21 protein-coding genes are annotated in these 20,729 nt (G+C 70.2%); 9 read left to right on the top strand and 12 right to left on the bottom strand.

Annotation, left to right across the window (positions count from 1 at the left end; translation table 11 throughout):
- Nucleotides 1-1,044, bottom strand: a 1,044-nt coding sequence (locus LR393_RS12835; RefSeq protein ID WP_231484086.1) for a lysozyme family protein, incomplete at its 3' end; no start/stop codon positions are given.
- Nucleotides 1,045-1,139: 95 nt separating this feature from the next.
- Between LR393_RS12835 and LR393_RS12830 the strand changes: the two genes are divergently transcribed.
- On the top strand, nt 1,140-1,421 hold the full coding sequence (locus LR393_RS12830; RefSeq protein WP_231484085.1) for a DUF427 domain-containing protein: 282 nt from the start codon (nt 1,140-1,142) through the stop codon (nt 1,419-1,421).
- Here LR393_RS12830 and LR393_RS12825 read toward each other — a convergent pair.
- The 3 genes from LR393_RS12825 to LR393_RS12815 are packed head-to-tail and all read right to left on the bottom strand — an operon-like array spanning nt 1,411 to nt 5,667.
- Nucleotides 1,411-2,100: a response regulator transcription factor gene (locus LR393_RS12825; RefSeq protein WP_231484084.1), complete on the bottom strand. Its 690-nt coding sequence runs from the start codon at nt 2,098-2,100 to the stop codon at nt 1,411-1,413. The genes LR393_RS12830 and LR393_RS12825 overlap by 11 nt on opposite strands.
- Nucleotides 2,101-2,110: 10 nt before the next feature.
- On the bottom strand, nt 2,111-3,436 hold the full coding sequence (locus tag LR393_RS12820) for a sensor histidine kinase (RefSeq protein ID WP_231484083.1): 1,326 nt from the start codon (nt 3,434-3,436) through the stop codon (nt 2,111-2,113).
- A 26-nt stretch (nt 3,437-3,462) separates the two neighbouring features.
- The gene (locus LR393_RS12815) at nt 3,463-5,667 is read right to left on the bottom strand and encodes an MMPL family transporter (protein ID WP_231484082.1); all 2,205 of its coding nucleotides are present in this window, start codon (nt 5,665-5,667) and stop codon (nt 3,463-3,465) included.
- Between the two features lie 250 nt (nt 5,668-5,917).
- Between LR393_RS12815 and LR393_RS12810 the strand changes: the two genes are divergently transcribed.
- Complete coding sequence (locus LR393_RS12810) at nt 5,918-7,072, top strand: TDT family transporter (protein WP_231484092.1); 1,155 nt, start codon at nt 5,918-5,920, stop codon at nt 7,070-7,072.
- A 176-nt stretch (nt 7,073-7,248) separates the two neighbouring features.
- The gene (locus LR393_RS12805) at nt 7,249-8,310 is read left to right on the top strand and encodes an isopenicillin N synthase family dioxygenase (RefSeq protein WP_231484081.1); all 1,062 of its coding nucleotides are present in this window, start codon (nt 7,249-7,251) and stop codon (nt 8,308-8,310) included.
- Here LR393_RS12805 and LR393_RS12800 read toward each other — a convergent pair.
- The 3 genes from LR393_RS12800 to LR393_RS12790 all read right to left on the bottom strand — a co-directional run bounded on the left by LR393_RS12800 (nt 8,307) and on the right by LR393_RS12790 (nt 9,487).
- Nucleotides 8,307-8,534: a hypothetical protein gene (locus LR393_RS12800; protein ID WP_231484080.1), complete on the bottom strand. Its 228-nt coding sequence runs from the start codon at nt 8,532-8,534 to the stop codon at nt 8,307-8,309. The two genes, LR393_RS12805 and LR393_RS12800, sit on opposite strands and share 4 nt — an antisense overlap.
- 45 nt (nt 8,535-8,579) lie before the next feature.
- Nucleotides 8,580-9,056 carry a MarR family winged helix-turn-helix transcriptional regulator gene (locus LR393_RS12795; RefSeq protein ID WP_231484079.1) on the bottom strand — a complete coding sequence of 159 codons (477 nt, stop codon included), beginning with the start codon at nt 9,054-9,056 and terminating at the stop codon, nt 8,580-8,582.
- 257 nt (nt 9,057-9,313) lie between these two features.
- Nucleotides 9,314-9,487, bottom strand: a complete 174-nt coding sequence (locus LR393_RS12790; RefSeq protein WP_231484078.1) for a CsbD family protein — start codon at nt 9,485-9,487, stop codon at nt 9,314-9,316.
- A 153-nt stretch (nt 9,488-9,640) separates the two neighbouring features.
- On the opposite strand from LR393_RS12790, the gene LR393_RS12785 reads away from it, so the two are divergent.
- Nucleotides 9,641-10,507, top strand: coding sequence for a DUF4097 family beta strand repeat-containing protein (locus LR393_RS12785; protein WP_231484077.1), 867 nt, complete (start codon nt 9,641-9,643; stop codon nt 10,505-10,507).
- Entirely contained in the window at nt 10,504-10,920 is a 417-nt protein-coding gene (locus LR393_RS12780; RefSeq protein ID WP_231484076.1) for a DUF2089 domain-containing protein, read from the top strand. The genes LR393_RS12785 and LR393_RS12780 overlap by 4 nt, the downstream gene beginning before the upstream one ends.
- A gap of 393 nt (nt 10,921-11,313) precedes the next feature.
- On the opposite strand, the gene LR393_RS12775 is transcribed toward LR393_RS12780, so the two are convergent.
- The 3 genes from LR393_RS12775 to LR393_RS12765 all read right to left on the bottom strand — a co-directional run bounded on the left by LR393_RS12775 (nt 11,314) and on the right by LR393_RS12765 (nt 14,029).
- Complete coding sequence (locus tag LR393_RS12775) at nt 11,314-12,153, bottom strand: hypothetical protein (protein WP_231484075.1); 840 nt, start codon at nt 12,151-12,153, stop codon at nt 11,314-11,316.
- A gap of 164 nt (nt 12,154-12,317) precedes the next feature.
- Entirely contained in the window at nt 12,318-13,103 is a 786-nt protein-coding gene (locus tag LR393_RS12770; RefSeq protein ID WP_231484074.1) for an ABC transporter permease, read from the bottom strand.
- On the bottom strand, nt 13,100-14,029 hold the full coding sequence (locus tag LR393_RS12765; RefSeq protein WP_231484073.1) for an ATP-binding cassette domain-containing protein: 930 nt from the start codon (nt 14,027-14,029) through the stop codon (nt 13,100-13,102). The genes LR393_RS12770 and LR393_RS12765 overlap by 4 nt, the downstream gene beginning before the upstream one ends.
- Nucleotides 14,030-14,181: 152 nt before the next feature.
- On the opposite strand from LR393_RS12765, the gene LR393_RS12760 reads away from it, so the two are divergent.
- Both LR393_RS12760 and LR393_RS12755 read left to right on the top strand, forming a co-directional pair.
- Nucleotides 14,182-15,423, top strand: coding sequence for a sensor histidine kinase (locus LR393_RS12760; protein ID WP_231484072.1), 1,242 nt, complete (start codon nt 14,182-14,184; stop codon nt 15,421-15,423).
- Nucleotides 15,416-16,081: a response regulator transcription factor gene (locus tag LR393_RS12755; RefSeq protein WP_231484071.1), complete on the top strand. Its 666-nt coding sequence runs from the start codon at nt 15,416-15,418 to the stop codon at nt 16,079-16,081. Before LR393_RS12760 ends, LR393_RS12755 begins: the two co-directional genes overlap by 8 nt.
- Before the next feature lie 197 nt (nt 16,082-16,278).
- Here the strand turns inward: LR393_RS12755 and LR393_RS12750 are convergent, their stop codons facing one another.
- Entirely contained in the window at nt 16,279-17,655 is a 1,377-nt protein-coding gene (locus tag LR393_RS12750; RefSeq protein ID WP_231484070.1) for a N,N-dimethylformamidase beta subunit family domain-containing protein, read from the bottom strand.
- Between the two features lie 227 nt (nt 17,656-17,882).
- On the opposite strand from LR393_RS12750, the gene LR393_RS12745 reads away from it, so the two are divergent.
- Together LR393_RS12745 and LR393_RS12740 are read left to right on the top strand one after the other, a co-directional pair.
- Nucleotides 17,883-18,839 (top strand): acyl-CoA desaturase, encoded by a 957-nt coding sequence (locus tag LR393_RS12745; protein ID WP_407937312.1) that lies wholly within the window; start codon nt 17,883-17,885, stop codon nt 18,837-18,839.
- Between the two features lie 108 nt (nt 18,840-18,947).
- Nucleotides 18,948-19,361: a PPOX class F420-dependent oxidoreductase gene (locus LR393_RS12740; RefSeq protein WP_231484068.1), complete on the top strand. Its 414-nt coding sequence runs from the start codon at nt 18,948-18,950 to the stop codon at nt 19,359-19,361.
- 3 nt (nt 19,362-19,364) lie between these two features.
- Here the strand turns inward: LR393_RS12740 and serS are convergent, their stop codons facing one another.
- A complete protein-coding gene (gene serS / locus LR393_RS12735; protein WP_231484067.1) occupies nt 19,365-20,654 on the bottom strand; it encodes a serine--tRNA ligase in 1,290 nt (429 codons plus the stop codon).
- Nucleotides 20,655-20,729 lie beyond the last annotated feature (75 nt).

The raw sequence follows: 20,729 nt of genomic DNA, 5'->3' as shown, positions 1-20,729 counted from the left end.
GGTCTTCGTGGGCTTGCTCGTGGCGGTGGGCTTGCTGGTCTTCGTCGGCCTGCTGGTCTTCGTCGGCTTGGCCGTCTTCGTCGGGGTGGCCTGTTTCGGCGGCTGGGGCAGCGCGGGCGGCGGGCCCGGAGCGGTGCCCGGCGGGTCGGTGTCGTCGCCGGTGGGGCTGGGCGCGGGGGTGTCGGCCGGGGCGTCGGGCACGGTCTGTTCCTCGCCCGTGCGGTAGGCCGTGGCCAGCGAGAGCACCAGCGAGACATAGCTGTTGCTGCGGTTGTAGCGGTACACGGCCGCGGCCTGACCGGCCCGGGTGTCAAGGCTCCCGCTGCCCGCGCAGAGGTACTTGCCGGTGGCGAGCGCGGCGTTGTCGATGTTCTGCGGGTTGCCCTGGCCGTAGGCCTTCCAGGTGCCGGGCAGGAACTGCATGGGACCGACCGCGCGGTCGACGGAGGAGTCACCGTCGTACGCGCCGTTGTCGGTGTCACCGATGCGGGCGGTGCCCGGGGTGGAACCGTCGAGGCGGATGCCGAGAATGGGCGGCGTGACCAGGCCGGCCGTGGTGATGCCGGAACCGCCGTAGCGGCCGTGGTTGCTCTCCACCCGGCCGATGCCGGCGATCAGCGCCCAGTCGATCTTGCAGGTGGGATCGGAGACGGCCAGCTTCGCGGCGGCCGACCGGTAGGCCTGATAGGCCCGCGCCGGGATGCCCGAGGAGGTCAGGGCGGTGGTCTTGGCGATGCCGTAGGCACCCGACGTCGAGGACGGGGTCGGGGTGATGCTCGTGGTCGGGAACGAGTCGAACGGCCAGGCCGTGGCGCTGGCCGTGGGCAGCAACGGGCCGCTGGTGCCGGAGACCGTCGGGAGCAGGGCAGACGCGCCCGAGGGGGTGGCCTCGGTGTCGTCGGCCAGGTTTCTGGGCTGTGCGGCCGTCGACCCGGACATCATGAAGACCACCGTGACCCCGAGCAGAAAGGCCGTCACTGCGGCAGCCCGGCGCAGCGCCGTGGCGCCGCCCCGGACGAACCGTGCCGAATCGGTCCATCGCACCCCCTGACCTTAAACAGAAATACTCGCGATGGCAGCCCCGTTGACCGAAAGGCATCCTGATTCACAGGTTGTTGCCCCTGCGAAAGGAACTGTTCATGCGCGCCACCTGGAACGGCACCGTGATCGCCGAGTCGGACGACATCGTCGAGGTCGAGGGCAACCCCTACTTCCCGGCCTCGTCGCTGCGGCAGGACCTGTTCAGCCCGAGCAGCACCACCAGCGTCTGCCCGTGGAAGGGCACGGCGTCGTACTACTCGGTCACGGTCGACGGCACCGAGAACACGGACGCGGCCTGGTACTACCCGACGCCGAAAGAGGCTGCCGCGCAGATCAAGGACCGGGTCGCGTTCTGGAAGGGTGTCACCTTCAGCGATTGAGATCGGGGGCCGGGCTGACCAGCCCGCTCTGGTAGGCAGCCACCACGAGCTGGGCCCGGTCCCGCGCGCCGACCTTCGTCATCGCGCGGTTGACGTGCGTTTTCGCGGTCAGGGGGCTGACGAAGAGCCGTTCGGCGATCTCGTCGTTGGAAAGGCCCAGCGCGACCAGCGTGGCCACTTCCCGCTCACGCTCGGTGAGAGCCGAGAACTGTTCCGGGGTGGGCGGGTTGACGCTGCTCGGCTGGGCCAGGAACTCGGTGATCAGGCCCCGGGTGGCGCGCGGCGAGAGCAGCGCGTCACCGGTGGCCACCGTGCGGATGGCCGCGAGCAGTTCCTCCGCCTCCACGCCCTTGCCGACGAACCCGCTGGCCCCGGCCCGGAGCGCGGCGAGTACGTACTCGTCGATCTCGAACGTGGTCACCACCAGCACCTTCACCCCGGCCAGGTCGTCGTCGGCGCAGATCAGCCGGGTGGCCTCGAGACCGTCGAGGTCGGGCATCCGGATGTCCATCACCACCACGTCGGCGCGGGTGGACCGCGCCAGGTCGACGGCCTGCCGGCCGGTGCCGGCCTCGCCCACCACCTCCAGGTCGGACGCGGAGTCGATCAGGACCCGGAACCCGGCGCGGATCAGTGCCTGGTCGTCGGCGAGCAGCACACGGGTCATCTGGTTGGTCATCACATTTCTCTCAGGCGGTGCCCCGGCTCGGCTCGCGCTGGACGAGGCCACCGGGCCGGACGGGGATCTTGCAGGTAGGAGCGGCCTTTTCCGGCTTCTCCGGCTGGGGTGCCGGCGGGATCGGCACTGCGGCCTTCTTCTCCTTCTCCACCCGCACCGGCAGCCGGGCCCGCACGCGCCAGGTGCCGTCCGGCTCCGGCGCGGCCCGCAGGCTGCCACCCACCGCCAGGGCCCGCTCGCGCATGCCGATCAGGCCGTACCCACCCGTCAGTGAACTGTCGTCGGGGCCCGGCCGGGCCCCGACGCCGTTCGCGTTCGCGATGTCGATCATCACCGCGTCACCGGTGAACCGGACGTCGAGCCGGGCCGAGCCGAGGCCGTGCTTGTGGGCGTTGGTCAGGCCTTCCTGCGCCAGGCGGTAGGCCACCAGGTCGACCGCCGGCGGTAGCGGACGCCGCTCGCCGCGGATGGTCCAGGTGACCCGGAGCCCGGAGGACTCGAACGAGTGGATCAGTGAGGGCAGGTCGTTCACGCCGGCCGCGGGCTCGATCGGGATCTTCGTGTCACCCGGCTGCCGCAGCACGTTGAGCAGGCCGGTCAGCTCGTCGAGCACGGTACGGCTGGAGCGGCGCACGTGGGTGAGTGCCTCGGCGGCCTCTTCCGGCTTGTCCTTCACCAGGTGCTCGGCCACCGAGGCCTGCACGTGGATGACGGCGATGTGGTGGGCGACCACGTCGTGCAGTTCCTGGGCGATGCGCAGCCGTTCCTCGGCGACCCGGCGGCCGGCTTCCTCCTCGCGGGTGTGCTCGGCCCGGTGGGCGCGTTCCTCGATCGCCGCCACGTAGGCCTTCTTGCTCTGGATCGCCTCGCCCATCGCGGCGAAGAACCCCAGCCAGACCAGGGTGCCGATCTGGTTGGCCTGGAACACCTCACCGGAGGAGATCGACTGGCTGACCACGATCACCGCGCTGGTCAGGCCCCACCAGATCACCGTGACCCGGCGGTTGCCACGGGCCGCCACGACCGACAGCGCGGCCGCGGGCGCCAGCAGCGCGGGGGTGTCCAGACCGTTGAGGTGCCAGGCCAGGGCCGCGCACCCGGCGGCGGTGCAGCAGAGCACGGCCTGGGGCCGGGCCGTGCGCAGCACCAGCGCCGAGAAGATCGCCGCCTCGGCCAGCAGTACGCCGCCGGTGTGCAGCTCGGGGTGCTCGGCCATCTTGAACCCGGCCACCACGCTGACCGTGAAGAGCAGCACGGCCAGAAGGCCGTCGGACACCCAGGGACGGACCCGTGGGTGACCGGCGGCCTTCGGCATGATCTTCAGGGGAAGTCCCATCTCAGAACTGTAGGCGGGATGAGGGGTTAGCGGGACACCAGTTCGGCAGCCGGGGGCTCGTCCGCGGTCGCGTCGGGCAGCGGCTCGTCGGCCGGGTCGACCGACAGGTGCGGCAGGATCCGGTCGAGCCAGCCCGGCAACCACCAGTTGGCGTTGCCGAGACCGTGCATGACCGCCGGCACCAGGATCGTCCGGATCAGGAAGGCGTCGATCGCGACGGCCGCGGCCAGGCCGACACCGAACTCCGCGATGATCCGCTGGCCCTCGAGGATGAAGGCCGCGAACACGAAGATCATGATCAGCGCCGCCGCCGTGATCACCCGTCCGGTCTCGGCCTGCCCGACCGTCACCGCCCGGGCGTTGTCGCGGCTGTGCTGCCACTCCTCGTGCATGCGGCTGACCAGGAACACCTGGTAGTCCATCGACAGGCCGAACAGGATCGCCAGCATGATCACCGGCAGGAAGGCCTCGACCGGACCGCCCGGCCCGGCCCCGATGGCCGAGGAGCCCCAGCCCCACTGGAACACGGCCACCAGCACACCGAACGAGGCGGCCGCGGCGATCAGGTTCATCACCGCCGCGGTCAGGGACACCACGATGCTGCGGAAGGCCAGGAGCAGCAGCAGGCAGCCCAGGGCCACGATCACGCCGATGAACAACGGCAGCTTGCCGGTGAGCACGTCGGCGAAGTCGTCGAAGATCGCGGTCGCGCCACCCACGTACACCTGCATCGAGGTGCCGCTCTCGGCCGGCGGGATCACGTCCTTGCGCAGGTGCTGGATCAGCTCACTGGTCTTCGCGTCCTGCGGCGAGGTGGTCGGGACGACCTGGATCATGCCGAGCGTGGCGCCGGGCTGCACCGGAACCGCCGCCACCGCGGCGACCCCGGGGGTGTCCTGGATCGTGTCGGCCAGCGCGGTGAGCGCCTGGGCGTCGGCGTCGGAACCCAGCTCGGCGACCAGCAGCAGCGGGCCGTTCGAGCCCGGGCCGAAGCCCTCGGCCAGCAGGTCGTAGGCCTGACGGGTGGTGCTGTCGGACGGGTCGTTACCGGCGTCGGACGATCCCAGGCGCAGCGACAGGGTGGGCAGCGACAGCACCACGATCAACGCGGTGGCGACCAGCCCGAAGAGCAGCTTGCGGCGCTCGATCAGCTTCGCCCAGCGACCCCAGAATCCCTGACGGGCATGGCTTTCCGAAGGACCGTGCTCGGCCAGGGCACGCCGCTCACGACGGCTGAGCAGGCGCACGCCGAGCATACCCAGGGCGGCGGGCAGCAGGGTGATGGCGGCCGCGACGGTGGCCAGCACCGTGATCGCGGCGCCGATACCCATGCCGGCCAGGAAGTTGACGTTCAGCACGAGCAGGCCCAGCAGTGCGATCACCACGGTGCCGCCGGCGAAAAGCACTGCGCGACCGGAGGTGTTCAGCGCCCGGATGGCCGCGTCCTCGGGCTGCAGACCGGACTTCAGGCCGTTGCGGTAGCGGGTGACGATGAAGAGCGCGTAGTCGATACCGACGCCCAGACCGATCAGTGCGGCCAGGGTGGGCGCGATCGAGGAGAGCGACATGGCGTGCGAGAGCTGGCCGATGGAAAGGATTCCCACGCCGACACCGAACAGCGCGACCATGATCGGCATAAGGCTGGCGAACAGCGAGCCGAAGGTGATGAAGAGGATGATCGCGGCCGCGATCACCCCGAAGATCTCACTGCCGCCCGGCGGCTCCTGGGTGGCGTTCTGGATCACCTGACCACCGAGCTCGACCTGCACCCCGTCGCCGTCGATCGCCTGGGCGGTGTCGATGACCTTCTCGACGTCCGGCACCGGGATGTCCGGGGCCAGGGCGTCGAACTGCACGGTGGCGAAGGCGATCGTGCCGTCCGGGCTGACCTGCGTGGCCCCGGCCTCGTCGTAGGGGCTGGTCACCCCGGACACGTGGGACAGCTTCGAGACCTCGGCGAGCATGGCCGACACCCGCTGCTGGACCCCGGCGTCGGTGATCTTGCCGTTCTCGGCGTGGACGACGATCTGGCCGGTGTCACCGGCCTGTTCGGGGCTGGCCTGCTCCAGGAGATCCAGCGCCTTGGAGGATTCCGTTCCGGGCAGGCTGAACTCGTCGGAGTACGCGGTACCGCGAGACGCGTTGGCGGCCCCCAGGCCGACGAGCAGCGTGATCCATAGCGCGAGAACGACGTACCGGTGCTGGTAGCACCATCGGGCGAGTGCGGACATGGCGGATGAGTCCCCTCCGGGCGGGATGACCGGCTTCGATTGACTGCGATCGCGGGCAACGGTGCCCACCACTAGAAGGATCGTGATCTTGGGGCCCGGGCACATCGTCCAGCCATCGACACCTGGAGCTACTACGGGCGCGGTACTGCCCTGAGCCGCGTAGTAGGGGTCACAAGGCAGCCTTGTGACGAGCCAACCACGTGGCCCGTTCCGCCCGGGCCCGCGGAGCACCAGACTCGACACCGTGACCATGACCCATCCGATCCCCCGGCCGACCCGGTCCGTCCCGACCGAAAACCTCACTGCCGTCGAGGCGATCGCACCCAACTGGTTCGCCGCCGTGATGGGCACCGGGATCATCGCCACGGCCGCCGTCTCGCTGCCCCCGGGCCTGCCCACCGCCCCGGGCGTGCACGATTTCGCCGTCGGGGCCTGGCTTCTGGCCACCGCGATGCTGGTGCTGATGAGCGGGGCCCTGGCCGCGCAATGGATCTCGCACCCGGACCGGGCCCGGTCGCACCACCGGCACCCGGTCGTCGCGCACTTCTACGGAGCACCCCCGATGGCCCTGCTCACGGTGGGTGCGGGAACGCTGCTCGTGGGTGAGGACGTGATCGGTGCGCCCGCGGCGGTGACCGTCGCGTGGACCCTCTGGCTGATCGGCACGGCGCTGGGCCTGGCGAGCGCCCTGGCCGTGCCCTACTGGCACATCACCGGCACCCTGGGCGCCGATTCCCGCCGTCCGGACGCCGCGTTCGGCGGCTGGCTGATGCCGGTCGTACCGCCCATGGTCTCCGCCGCGACCGGGGCCGCCCTGCTGCCGCACGTGCCGGCGGGCCAGCCGAGGCTCACCCTGCTACTGACGTTGTACGGCCTGTTCGGGATCAGCCTGATCGCCTCGGGCCTGGTCGTCACGCAGGTGTGGGGCCGCCTGCTGCGGCACGGTCTGCCACCGGCGAAACTGGTTCCGACGCTGTGGATCGTGCTCGGCCCGCTGGGGCAGTCGGTGACGGCCGCGAACGCCATCGGCCGGCGCGCCGATCTGGCCGTCGCCGATCCGTTCGCCCCGGCCCTGCGCACCTTCGGCGTGATCTACGGACTTCCGGTGCTGGGCTTCGCCCTGCTGTGGGCCGCGCTCTGTCTGACCCTGACCCTGCACACCGCGCGGACCCCGCCGGGCCTGCCGTTCGCCCCGACCTGGTGGGCCTTCACCTTCCCGGTCGGCACCTGCGCGACCGGGGCCGCGGGACTGGCCGCGGCCACCGGTGCCGACGCTCTCGGCTACCTGGCCGTGGCCCTGTTCACCGGCCTCCTCACCGGCTGGATCGTCGCCGCGACCGGCAGCCTGAACGCCTGGCGCACCGCCCGGCGTCCCGCACCACCGGCCTGGGCCTACACGATCTGACCCACAGACGTGGGACAACGAGGGCAACGCCGGCGCCGGAGCTGAACAACCGGCAACGACGGTGAAATCCAGGCCCGAGCTTCGTAACGCCGTGTTCATGGCCTGCCCGTACCGTCGGAACTTCGTCAGCAGGCTCCCGCGAGCCCAACGGTGTGACGGAGGGGAAGTTCAGGCGTATGAGTACAGCCCGCACGCGTGACGGTCAGCTGCACATCCCGACGATCGACCTGGCCACGTTCCGTGACGGCCTGGCGGCCGATCGCGCTCTGGTGGCCGCGGAACTGGACCGGGCCGCGTCCACCGTCGGGTTCGTGCAGGTGGTCGGGCACGGCATCCCGGCCGCGGTGGAGACCGGGATGATCGCCGCGATGGACGGCTTCTTCGGCCTGCCGATGTGGCAGAAGAAGGCGCTGCGCCCGGCGTCACCGGAGTTCAACCGCGGGTACACCCCGCCGCGGGCCGAGCGCCTCAGCCTGAGCCTGGGCGTCGACTCCCCCGCCGACCTGTTCGAGGCGTTCAACGTCGGCCGCAGCGCCGACGACTTCCCCGGCCTGGGGCTGGACGAGCTGCAGTACGCGCCGAACCTGTGGCCGCTGCGCCCGGAGAGCTTCGAGCCGGGCGTGATGATCTGGTTCTCCGAGGCCGCCCGGGTCGCCCGCGAGGTGACCTCGGTGATGGCCGTGGCACTGGGACTGGACGCGGACTTCTTCGCGAGCTATCAGGACCACGCCCTGGAAGTGCTGCGCCTGAACAACTACCGCGTCCCGGCCGACGAAAAGCAGCTGACGCCGGATCAGGTCGGCATGGGAGCCCACACCGATCACGGCATTGTCACCGTGATGTGGGCCGACCCGGAGATCCGGGGCCTGCAGATCCTCGATCAGGACGGCTCCTGGCACGACGTGATGCCTACCGCCGGTGCGCTTCTGGTCAATCTGGGCGACCTGCTGGCGCACTGGACCAACGACCGCTGGGTCTCCCCGCGGCACCGCGTGCTGCCGCCCACCGACGACGAGGGTCGCCTGGTGCGCCGGCGCTCGGCCGCCTTCTTCCACGACGGCAACGCCGATGCGGTCATCTCCGTGCTACCCGGTTGCGCCGACGAGGAGAAGCCGGCGCACTACGAGGCCGTCACCGTGGCCGAGCATCTCGCGACGCAGCAGAGCGATTCCCGGGGCCTGGCCGTCAAGCCCAGCCCGAGCCGGGACACCGAACCGCTCCTGGGCGTCCAGACCTAGGCTGCCGCCCGGTACCGGGTACTCATCAGGAGGGCGAAGATCTCGTCGCGCCACGCGCGGGAACCGGACGGGTACCCGCGCATCTGCTCCCAGTACTCGTCGATCGCCTCACGGGCGGCGGCGGACAGGCGGGTACCGGTGGGCTCATCGAGCTGATCACCGAAAGCGGCTACCCCCTCGGCGATTCCGAGGAGGCGTTCGAGCAGGGCGGCAGTGGGGTTCATGTCCACGGCATCGGCAAACGGGTGACCCCGCTTGACCGTCGTGAACTACCCGATGTCGAGCTTGCCCTGCATCCGGCGGCCGATCTCGGTGAGCTGGGACAACTGCTCCGGCGTCAGCTGATCGATGAGCATCTCGCGCACGGCCCGCACGTGCCCCGGGGCGCTGGCCGCGAGCTTGACCCGGCCGGCCTCGGTCAGCTCGGCGTTCATGCCTCGCCGGTCCTCCTCGCACTCCACCCGGCGCACCCATCCGGCCTGCTCGGCCCGGGTGACGGCGCGGGTGACACCGCTACGGGTGGAGAGGGTGAGGTCGGCCAGCTCGCGCATCCGCAGCCGGCCGCCCGGCGCCTCGTCGAGGCGGACCAGGATGTCGTAGTCGGTGAGCGTCAGGTCGGACTCGGCCGCCAGCTGCCGGTCGAGCGCCGCGAAGAGCATGCGGGTGCTGTCCAGGTAGGCCCGCCAGGCGGACTGCTCGGTCTCGTTCAGCCAGGCCCCACGGTCGGGGGCGTCGTTCTCGTGCACCCGGTCCAGCTTACCGGTATTGGTTGACGGCGCAACGACCTAGGTGGCACCATAATACTTGTCGGAGCAACGACTACGCGCGCATCGTGTCTTCCCCCCGAGACACCGCGCTGCGACTGCCCCGATTCTGCAAGTACAGCTTGCCGTCCTGCCTGAATCCCCCTCCGAGGCAGGACGGCAAGCGCTTTTTGGCACCCGATGCCACAAACAGCGGAACCCCAGGACCCTGAGGGTCCTGGGGTTCCGCCGTCGGTACGTCAGTGCTTGAAAGCGTCCTTGACGTGCTCGCCGGCCTGCTTGAAGTCCGCGGAGGCCTGGTCGGCGCGACCCTCGTTCTCGAGGCGCTCGTCGTCCTTGCCCTTGCCAACGGCTTCCTTCAACTTGCCGACGACGCTCTCGCCGGTGTTCTTGATCTTGTCGGTGGCGCTCATGGCGGCCCTCCCGTCGTATCGGTACCCGTTGTCGGGATGTCCTCACTCTTCACCGGTACGGACAGGTCCGCATTTCGGGGCGCACCCCTGACTTCCACCCCTAAGTGGAAAGCCGGGGTTTCCATTTGTCGAAGCTCGAGTTTAACTATTCCCATGAGCGACGAACTGGAAGCGATTCTCCGGAGCGTCGCCTCGGGGGAAATGAGCCCCGAGGCGGCCATGAAGGCCATGGACGAGCAGAAGGCGCAGGAGACGTCCGGCACACCCGAGGCGCCCGTGGCGCCCTCGTTCGGCAGTCCGGCGGCCCAGGCCGGCGGCACCCCGCCGATCAACGGCACGATCGACACCGTGCGCGTGCTCGGCTCGTACCGGGCCGTCCAGGTGGTGGCCGACCCGACCGTGGCCCAGCTCTACGTGAGCGGGCCGCACCGCATCAATCAGGAGGGCAGCACCCTCGTCGTCTCGGGCACCGGCCCGCTGGACGAGCGGGCCAACCGCCAGGGCGGCAACCTGCTGGGCGGCTTCAGCTTCAGCGATCTGCCCAAGACCCTCACCTGGGCGCGGTCGTGGAAGGAGCACCAGCTGCTGGTGCGGGTGAACCCCGCGCTGCTGGTCGAGCTGGAGGCCACCGGCGCCGAGGTGAAGCTGAGCGGCCTGGTCGGAGGGCTGAAGGCGCGGGTCGTGGCGAGCTCGCTCAAGGCCGACAAGCTGCGCGGCCGGCTCGACGTCGAGGCGATGTCGTCGTCGGTGAAGCTCAGCGCCGTGCCGCTGGGCGAGTCCCGGTTCTACGCCGAGTCGTCGTCCGCCCGGCTCACCCTGCTGGAAGGCAGTGACCTGCGGATCTCCGGGACGAACCGGATGGGCCGGCTCCAGCTGCCCGACCAGCCGGTCAGCACGCTGCCCCTGGACGACCAGATCACGCAGTCCGTGGTCGGCAACGGCCGCGACCTGCTGAAGATCGACGCGGTGATGAGCTCGGTGACGGTCGGCGCCCAGGTCTGGGACGAGGTGCCCCTGTGAGCCAAGGTCCCCTGGACGGCGGGCTCCGCGAGTACCGGGCACCTCAGCAGTGCCCGGTCTGCAGCGAGGATCTGCACGTCACCCAGCTCGGCTGTGACGCCTGCGGCACGGGTATCAGCGGGCACTTCCACCAGTGCGACTTCTGCTCGCTGGAGGAGTCGGAGCTGGACGTGCTGCGGGTGTTCCTCGCCTCCCGCGGCAACATGAAGGAGCTCGAGCGCCATCTCGGGGTCAGCTACCCCACGGCGCGGGCCCGGTTCGACGATCTTCTGGCCAAGCTCGGGCTGCGGCCCACTGCGACGGAACGTAATGCTCCCGAGCCCTCGGACGAGGCGGCCCGGCTGGCCACCCTGCGCGCCCTGGCGACGGGGGAACTGGGTGTGGACGACGCCCGTACGATCCTCGGGAACTGATCAGGCGCCCTCGCACCGGTCCTCGGCGTCGACAAATCAGCTCGTCAACGTGGGTTTTCCGAGTGCGGGGGTGCACCTGTCAGTGACCGGTGAACACCGGCAGAATGCTCGCTCGGCGGCACGATGCCCCGCCCGGCACCCTGGTCCAACGGGTGTCGGGAGGCGCGTCACAGCACTCGGCGACCGTGACCCACGGTTGCCGAGCCGTTCGGTACCGGTCGGCCATCGCGATGGTGGCCGGGCAGCCGGGGACCGCGCGCCGACAGATTTCGAGCGAGTACACGGCCGGTGTTTCCGGGCCACCGGAGGGGATGTCCCGCCGGCACGGGCCGTGTACTCGCTGGTCTGTCCCGGGGGTCTTTCAGATGTTCGCGACGGGTCGGCATCGCGGGCTCACTGGGTCTGCGAGAGATCCGTGGTGGTGCCGTCCGTGGTGGTGGCGCCGTCCTGCGTGGCGCTGCCGTCCTGGCCCTGACCGAACTGCTGGGTGCCGGTTCCGCCCTGCGTCCCGGTTCCGCCCTGAGTGCCACCCTGGGTACCGGTTCCACCTTGAGTACCACCCTGAGTACCGGTTCCGCCCTGGGTACCACCCTGGCCGAACTGCTGAGTGCCCTGCTGGGACTGACCGCCCTGGCCACCGAATCCACCCTGACCGCCGAACCCGCCCTGGCCACCGAACCCGCCCTGACCGCCGAAACCGGTCTGGCCGCCGGTGCTGCTGGACGACGACGCGCCCCGGTCGTGACCGACCACGTAGCCGGTCGCGAAACCGACACCGAGCAGCAGGAGACCACCGATGACCGCCGCGGCCACCGGCGTCTTCAATTTGTCGGTGAACGCCCCCGAACGGCCACCGGCCACCGGCGCGCCCCCGAGCTGGTCCTGCGGTACCTCGAAGGTCAGGGGCTGCTGGGCGTACGGCTGCGCCGGAGCGACCGCCGAACCACCGTTCAGGCCGACGGCCTGCCCCTGGACCGGGGACTGGACCGGAGCCTGAACCTGGGTCTGACCCGGGGCCTGGCCCTGAATCGGGGGCTGAGCCTGGGTCTGGACCGGTGTCTGAGTCTGGGTCGGACCGGATGCCACGGGCCCGGATGCCACCGGCTGACCGGCCGGTGCGGGCTGCGGCGACGCCCACATCGGGGCGGCCTGTGTCTCGTTCTCGTTCTGGGCAGGGGCCGGGTGGTTGTTCACCGGCGCCGCGGTCGTCGTGTGCCCCTGGTTGTCTGCCATGGGTTCAGAGTTGGTGGCCGGGATGAGCGAACCCCGCATCCGGGCTGTGAACCAGCTATGAGATGCACAGCTTCAGAGCCGGTCCACGCCCGGTTCACGCCCGGGAACAGCAGCGAGCCGGTGACCAGATCGCCACCGGCTCGCTGTCCCCTCCCGAGGAATTCCTATTTCACCTCGCGCCGGGAGGTCAGCACACCCCCAACCACCAGGGGCACGACCATCCAGATCAGGGACGACACGAGCACCTTCGCCCAGTCCTCACCACTGATCGCGTCGGTGGAGTTGAGCACCTCCAGCGTCGTGTTGGGGTTCAGCCACTCGATCGGGGTTTCCAGGGCGGAGAACAACGAGAGCAGGGAGAACGCGATCGGCAGGGCGAAGAAGCTGACGATCGCGACCGGGGTGCTGGAGAGCAGCAGACCGAACCCGACACCGATGGCGAAGTAGATCGCGACGTACAGCAGCAGGGTGGCGACAGACGTGGCGGTCTGGTCCCAGGGGTCGTCACCACTGCTGATCGCGGTGGCCACGGCGGCGACGACCAGCGTGATCACGACGGTGACCACGGCCAGCACCACGGCGGCCAGGAACTTCGCGACGATCACCCGGCCCCGCTGCGGCACCAGGGTGAACGTGGTGAGGGCGGTGCGCTGGCTCCACTCGCTGGTGACGGTCATGATCCCGACCACCGGCCCGAGGATCGTGATGGGGATCGTGGCCAGGCTGGTGTAGTTCGCCCAGCTGCCCTCGTCCGAGCCCCAGATCGCCGTCGCGCCGACCACCAGGACCACCAGCCCGGCGGTGATGATGAGCAGCCAGCGGCCGGCCCGGGTGTCGGACATCTTGCGCAGCTCGATCCGGGTCAGCGTGAGCATCCCCGGCGTGCTGATCTTCGTGGACTGCGTGGCGCCCGGGGCGGCCCAGGCGGGAAGAGCGGTCTGGGCGCTCATCGCGCGACCTCCATCGAGGGGTTGATCGCACCGGCCGGCGCGGATGTGCTGGCGGTGGCGGTGAGCTGAAGGAACAGGGCCTCCAGACCGGCGCCGTCGGCGGCGCGCAGTTCGGTCAGCACGGCACCGATCGCGGCGGCCGCCCGGCCGATGACGAGGGCTTCGGCGTCGGCGAGGAACGCGCCGTCCGCGGTCGGGGTGATGGTGACCCCGGCGCGCCGCAGGGCGTCGGCCAGGGGCTCCGGCTCCAGGGCGCGCACCAGGGTGCCCGCACCGGCCAGCAGTTCCTGCTTGCTGCCGTCGGCTGCGATCCGGCCGTTGCCGATCATCACCAGATGGTCTGCAACCGCTTCGATCTCGTGCAGCAGGTGGGACGACAGCAGCACCGTTCCGCCGCGGTCGGCGAACTCGCGCAGCAGACCGCGCATCCAGAAGATGCCCTCGGGGTCGAGGCCGTTGGCCGGCTCGTCGAGCACCAGGGTGGACGGGTTGCCGAGCAGGGCGTGGGCCAGGCCGAGGCGCTGGCGCATACCCAGGGAGTAGTTGCCGACCCGCTTGTCGGCGGCCTTCTTGTCCAGGCCCACCAGGTCGAGCACCTGGGTGACCCGCTCGCGCGGCAGGCCGAGCACCATCGTGCCCAGGGTGAGCACCTCGCGGCCGGTCCGGCCGGCGTGCTGGGCGGAGGCGTCCAGGAGCACGCCCACCGCGCGCCCGGGGTTGGGGAGGTTCCGGTACGGGGTGCCGTCGATCAGCGCGCGTCCGCCGGTCGCCGGGGTGAGGCCGCACAGAATTCGCATCGTCGTGCTCTTACCCGCACCGTTAGGGCCGAGGAACCCCGTCACGGTGCCGGTCTCGCACCGGAAGGACACGTCGGCGACAGCGGTCTGGGTGCCGTATCGCTTCGTCAGGTTCTCGATCTCGATCACGGGAACAACTCTGCCGTCCCGTCCCGGCCCGGCGCGTCCGTCTTCGGGCCGATTGGTGATCACCTGAGGATGACCTGTGGGTAGACCAAAGTAGGTGGTCGGTTCGCCCTGGGGAGATAGTGGCTGCCTGATCGGGTGCCTACGGTGGTCTGGTGAGTACGGGCGGACGATGGTTCTCGGGCTGGATCCCGGCGGAGCTGGACGAGGGTGTGCGAGCCCGCGAGCTGCGACGTTCCCCCCGCGACTGGGTGGTAGACACCGTCCTGTTCCTGATCTGCCTGGGGATGGGCCTGCTGCTGGCCATGGCCGGCACCGAGCCCACTCCCCCACCGCCCCGGATCCTGATGGTGGCCGACGGCCTGGTCGGTCTCCCCTGTGTGGTGCTGATCTGGTGGCGGCGGCGCTGGCCGGTCCGTCTCGGGCTGCTGATGGCCGTGCTCTCCGCCTTCTCCTCGATCGCCGCGGTACCGGCCCAGGTGCTGCTGTTCACCGTGGCCGTGCGCCGTCCGCTGCGGCACGTCGCCCTGCTGGCGGTGGTCAACCTGGCCTCCGGGGTCGTCTACGTCGTCGTCCGGCCCGACCTGAACACCTCGCCGGTGACCAGCCTCGTGGTAGCCGTGCTACTGATCGGCGCGGTGGTGGCCTGGGGCCTGTTCGCCCGGGCCCGCTACCAGCTGATCCTCTCGCTGCGCGATCGCGCCGAGCGGGCCGAGAGCGAGCGGAACCTGTTGCTGCAACGGGCCCGTCAGTCCGAGCGCACCCGCATCGCCCGGGAGATGCACGACGTGCTCGGTCACCGGATCTCGCTGATCACCCTGCACGCCGGGGCCCTGGAGTTCCGCGCCGACAAGGCCGGGCCGGAGGTGGCCGAGTCCGCCGCGGTGATCCGGGCCAGCGCGCACCAGGCGCTCCAGGATCTGCGCGAGGTGATCGGGGTGCTGCGGGCCGGGGACACGGACGACTCCCCGGGCCGGCCGCAGCCCACCCTGTGCGACATCCCCGACCTGATCGACGAGTCCCGGGCGGCGGGCATGCACATCGCCCTCACCCTCGACGGCGATCAGGGCGCACCCGAGCTGATCGGCCGCACGGTGTACCGGATCGTCCAGGAAGGCCTGACGAACGCCCGGAAACACGCTCCCCACACCGCCGTCACCGTGTCCGTGGCCGGTGGCCCGGGCCGGGGCATCGACGTGAGCGTGCTGAACCGGTCGCCGCTGGCACCGCCCGACGTGCTGCCGGGGGCCGGTCAGGGACTGGTCGGACTGGCCGAACGGGTCGGCCTGGCCGAGGGGCGCCTGGAGCACGGCCGCATCTCGTCCGGCGACTTCCGGCTCACCGCCTGGTTGCCCTGGTCGCTCCCCGACGAGGATGGTGGTCCGCGTGATGCCTGAGAAGACCCGCGTGCTGATCGTGGACGATGACGCGCTGGTGCGGGCCGCGCTGCGGATGATGCTCTCCGGCAGCGATGAGGTGGAGGTGGCCGGGGAGGCCGACGACGGGTCCCAGGTGCTCGCGGCGGTGCGGGAGACCCGGCCCGACGTGGTGCTCATGGACATCCGGATGCCCCGGGTCGACGGCCTGACCGCCACCGAACAGCTGATGCGGCAGCCCTCTCCGCCCCAGGTCATCGTGCTGACCACGTTCGACGCCGACGAGTACGTGCTGCGGGCACTGCGGGCCGGGGCCGGCGGCTTCCTGCTGAAAGACACACCCCCGGCCGATCTGGTGCGTGGCATCCGCACGGTGGCGGCCGGTGACGCGATGCTCTCCCCCGCCATCACCCGTCGCCTCATCGAGCACGTCGGTGCCCCGGTACCGCAGACACCCTCACGCCGCGAGGAGGCCCGGGCCCGGCTCGAACCTCTGAGCCCCCGCGAGCGCGATGTCGCCGTCGCGGTGGGTCGGGGCGGGTCGAACGCGGAGATCGGCGAGGAGCTCTACATGAGCGTCGCCACGGTGAAAGCGCACGTGTCGCGGGTGATGACGAAGCTCGGGGTCACCAACCGCGTACAGATCGCGATCCTGGCCCACGACGCCGAGCTCGGCTGAAGCCCTCTAAAAACCCCTTTGTTCGTGATCATGCAAAACCTCCCCGGAGTTCTAGAACTGCCAAAGCAAGAGTTCTAGAAGACTGGGGAGGTTCTGCATGATCACGGAAGGTTTGGGGCGTCACCGAAGGCTTGGGGGCGCCACGGAAGGTTTGAGGCGTCACGGAAGGCTTAGGGCCTCACGGAAGGCTTAGGGCCTCACGAAGGGCTTGAGGCGTCACGAGAGGTTCGGGCGGCCTTCGGGGTTGCGAAGGCCTTCACCACGTTGCGGGTGACCAGGGCCGCCACCTGCTGGGCGCGGGCGTCGGCCTTGATCCGGCGGCCGGTCGCGTCGGTGCAGGCGCCGCTCACGGTGCAGGCCCAGGCCTGCGTCCCGGCGGTGAACACACCCGCCCCGGAAGAATTCTCGAGATAGCTGCTGGCCTGGGTCCGGCCGCAGGCCAGGTCGGCCGACGCTGCCACGGTCGCGCCCGAGCCATCCACGACGCGATCCACCCGTCCGGACACCAGGCGCCGCAGCACCTCGCCGTTGCGCACCGATCCGCCCTGGAAACCCCACCAGGCCGGATCGGCCACGGTGAGTCCGGCGGCGCGGTCGGCCTGGCAGGTGGCCACCGAGCCGGTGAGAAGGGAGGACGCCGCGGTCGCCGCCGCCGCGACGGTGAAAGTTCGCGGGGCGGTGGAATTACGGACCACGTTGACCTCGGCGGAGCCGGCCCCGAAGAACGCCAGGTTGGTGCCGGCGCCGACGGCCTTGCGCACCGAGGTTCGCATCTGCGCCGTCCAGTAGCGGCTGTCCCCGTCGACCAGAAGAGCCGTGGCCCCGTCGATCAGGCCGGGCGCGGCGGCCAGGTCGGCGTCGGTCCGATAGACGACATCGGTTCCGGTCCGCTCGATCTGCGCGATCAGCCCGGCGTCGGCCACCAGCCCGCCACCACCGTTGCCGGTGATCAGCGGGCGGTCGAGAGTGACGGTGCGGCCCTTGCCGACCGAACCCGTCCGCCCGGTCGCGGCCCAGGTCATCGGTGAGGTCAGCACGACCACCCGGCCCGCGGCCCCGGAACGGGCGGCGGTCACGGTCAGTGGCACGTAACGGCTGGCCCCGCCCAGGTCGAGGCGGATCAGGTAGGTGCCCTCGGGCCAGCCGGTGGTGTCGATCGAGGAGGTCGAGGTCCAGTTCGCCGCGGCCCCGGTCTGCGCGGTGGCCTGGAACGTGCCCTCCCACACCTGGCGGGCGCCCGCCCCGCCGTACCAGCCGAGGCGGTAGGCCCGGGCGTGGGTGGCACCGCTGCCCCGCAGGAACAGGGGCACCTTCTCGCCGGGCCCCGCGGAGGTCGCCCCGGCGTAGGCCATGAGTCCCGGCGCGGCCGCGCGGGCGGTGCCGATGCGCCAGGTGCGCGTACCGGCCTTCGCGTTCTCGGCCGCGACGGCGCCGGAGGCCTGACTGACCAGCCCGCCCCGCATCGACTCGGCAACGGTGGAGACGGACACGCTCCCGTCACCGGCACTGAGAAGCCCGGCCAGGCCGCCCAGGGCGGCGAGGGCGGTCACGGCGAGCACACGCGGGGACGGCACGAAGACTGATTCTGGCGGGATTCCGGCGTCCGGTGCTAATCCACATGCTCATCCGGGGCACCTCGGGCCGAGTCACCCCTTTCACAGGCGTTCCGGCCTGGGCAACCTACGGGGTCGTAGGTTACGGTTACGTAAGCAAAAGGATCAGCCGTCCAACCACCCAGCGACAGGGGTCTTCCGTGACCGCATCGACCAGTTCGGCCGACGCCGGCGACTTGAACACCCCCGTGGCCGATTCCACCGGGCGCGCCCCCCGCCGGCAGCAACTGCCCCTGACCTACGGGCGTAAGAGCAACGTCGAGATCGCCTTTCTCTGGTTCTTCGTCGTCGCTCCGCTCGTGGCGGTCGCCGCCGCGATCCCGGTGGCCTGGATCGGCGGCTGGCTGGGCTGGACCGACGTGGTGCTGTTCACGGTGATGTACCTGTTCACCGGCCTGGGTGTGACGGTCGGCTTCCACCGCTACCTGACTCACGGTTCGTTCAAGGCCAAGCGCCCCATGCGCATCCTGCTCACGGTCGCGGGCACGATGGCGATCGAGGGCGCGCCGATCCGCTGGGTCGCCGATCACCGCCGTCACCACCAGTTCTCCGACGACGAGGACGACCCGCACTCCCCCTGGCGCTTCGGCGAGACCGTGCCGGCCCTGGCCAAGGGCATGATCTGGGCGCACATGGGCTGGCTGTTCACCCGGGAGAACTCGAACTCGCGGCGGTTCGCCCCCGACCTGGTGGCCGACAAGGACATCCGCTTCATCCAGAAGAACTTCGTCTTCTTCCTGCTGGCCAGCCTGTTCGGCCCCGCGATCATCGGCGGTCTGGTGAGTCAGTCGTGGCACGGCTTCATCACCGCGTACTTCTGGGCCGGGCTGGTGCGCATCGCCCTGATCCACCACGTCACCTGGGCGGTGAACTCGGTCTGCCACGTGATGGGCGAGCGTCCCTTCCGAACCACGCTGAAAGACCGCGCCTCGAACGTCTGGCTGCTCGCCATCCCGAGCTTCGGCGAGTCGTGGCACAACCTGCACCACGCCGACCCGACCTGCGCACGGCACGGTGTCGACCCCGGCCAGTGGGATATCTCGGCGCGGCTGATCTGGCTGTTCGAGAAGGCCGGCTGGGTCTGGAACGTGAAGTGGCCCAAGGAGAACCGGATCGAGGCCAAGCGGATCGAACAACCCGCCTGAGCTGACCGGAAACAAATTGAGGTCCCCCTAACCCTTCGGGCTGGGGAGGTGCCCCCAGCACCACACGAGTCGTGTGGTGCGTCCTCAATTTTGGTTGAGGATGGCTGGATGGACATCGCCGAAGCCCTGAAGTTCTGCCAGGACAACCACAACGCCGTGCTCACCACCCTGAAGAAGGACGGCGCCCCGCAGATGTCACCGGTGACGGTGGGTGTGTCGGGCGACGGGACCCAGGTCGTGATCAGCACCCGCGAACCCGCGATGAAGGTCAAGCACCTGCAGCGCGACGCCCGCGCCTGGCTGGCCGTGTTCACCGACGAGTTCTACGGCCCGTGGGTGCAGATCGCCGGCCCCGCCGACGTGGTCACGCTGCCCGCCGCGCTACCCCTGCTCGAGGACTACTACCGGAGCATTTCCGGTGAGCACCCGGACTGGGACGACTACCGCGCCGCGATGCAGCGTGAACACCGCTGCCTGATCCGGATCACGCCGACCGAGGTGGGGCCGACGATCTCCGGCTGATAGTCAGTCGGTCTTGCCGTCAGCGTGGATCGTGCTGAAACCCGTGTACCGGGTGAGCACCTCGGGCAGCACGATCGAGCCGTCGGCCTGCTGCCCGTTCTCCAGCACCGCGGCCATGGTGCGGCCGATCGGCAGGCCCGAGCCGTTCAGCGTGGCGACGAACTCGCGCTTGCCCTCGTCGGTGCGCGTACGGATGTTCGCGCGCCGCGCCTGGAACTGACCGCAGTCCGAGCAGGACGAGATCTCCCGGTAGGTGTCCTGCCCGGGCAGCCAGACCTCCACGTCGTAGGTCATCTGGGCGCCGAAACCGGTGTCACCCGCGGCCAGCAGGATCGTGCGGTGGGCCAGGCCCAGCTTCTGCAGCACCGCTTCGGCGTGACCGACCAGCTTCTCGAGCTCGTTCTGCGAGGAGTCGGCGGCGACGATGCGCACCATCTCGACCTTCTCGAACTCGTGCAGCCGGATCAGGCCCCGGGTGTCACGACCGTAGGAGCCGGCCTCCGAGCGGAAGCACGGCGTCCAGGCGGTGTAGGCCAGGGGCAGGTCGCCGGGCTCGACGATCTCGTCGGCGTGCAGGTTCGTCAGCGGAACCTCGGCCGTCGGGATCAGGTAGAGGTCACGCGTGCCCGCAGCGGTGCGGAACAGGTCTTCCTCGAACTTCGGCAGCTGGCCGGTACCGAGCAGGGCGCTGGGCATGACCAGGTGCGGCACCGAGAACTCGGTGTAACCGTGCTCACGGGTGTGCAGGTCGAGGAAGAACGAGGCCAGACCCCGCTCCAGCGCCGCCCCCGCGCCCCGGGCCACCCGGAACCGCGGGCCCGACAGCTTCGTGGCCCGGGCGAAGTCGAGAATGCCCGTGCGCTCCCCCAGCTCGACGTGGTCGCGCGGGGTGAAGTCGAACTGCGGCGGGGTGCCCCAGCGGCGGACCTCGGTGGCGTCCTCGTCGCTGAAGCCGTCGGGCAGCGTGTCCAGCGGCAGGTTCGGGATGTTCAGCATCAGGTCACGCAGGTCGGCACTCGCCGCCTCGGCGCGCTCCTCGGCCTGCTTGATCTCGTCCTTCAGCTCGCGGGCGCGCTCTTTCAGCGCGGTCACGTCGCCGCCGGCCTTGGCCGTCTTACCGACCTCACCGGCCAGCTTCTTGGACTCGGCACGCAGGTCGTCCGCCGTCTTGATGCCGGAGTTCCGGCTGGACAGCAGTTCTTCCAATGCGGCCGAGTCGAGTGTGTAGCCTCGGCGGGCGAGCCGGCGAACCGCCTCGTTGCCCGGGTCGAGCAGGGCGCGCGGGTCGTGCATCGAAGGACCTCTCAGCAGGTAGGGCTTTTGCCGTCATCGATGCTACCGGCGCACCTGTGTTCATCTCTCTCGGTA

This window comes from Kineosporia mesophila, assembly GCF_021129235.1.
GTDB classification, from domain to species: Bacteria; Actinomycetota; Actinomycetes; order Actinomycetales; family Kineosporiaceae; genus Kineosporia; species Kineosporia mesophila.
This window is presented reverse-complemented; position numbering and strand designations above follow the sequence as displayed.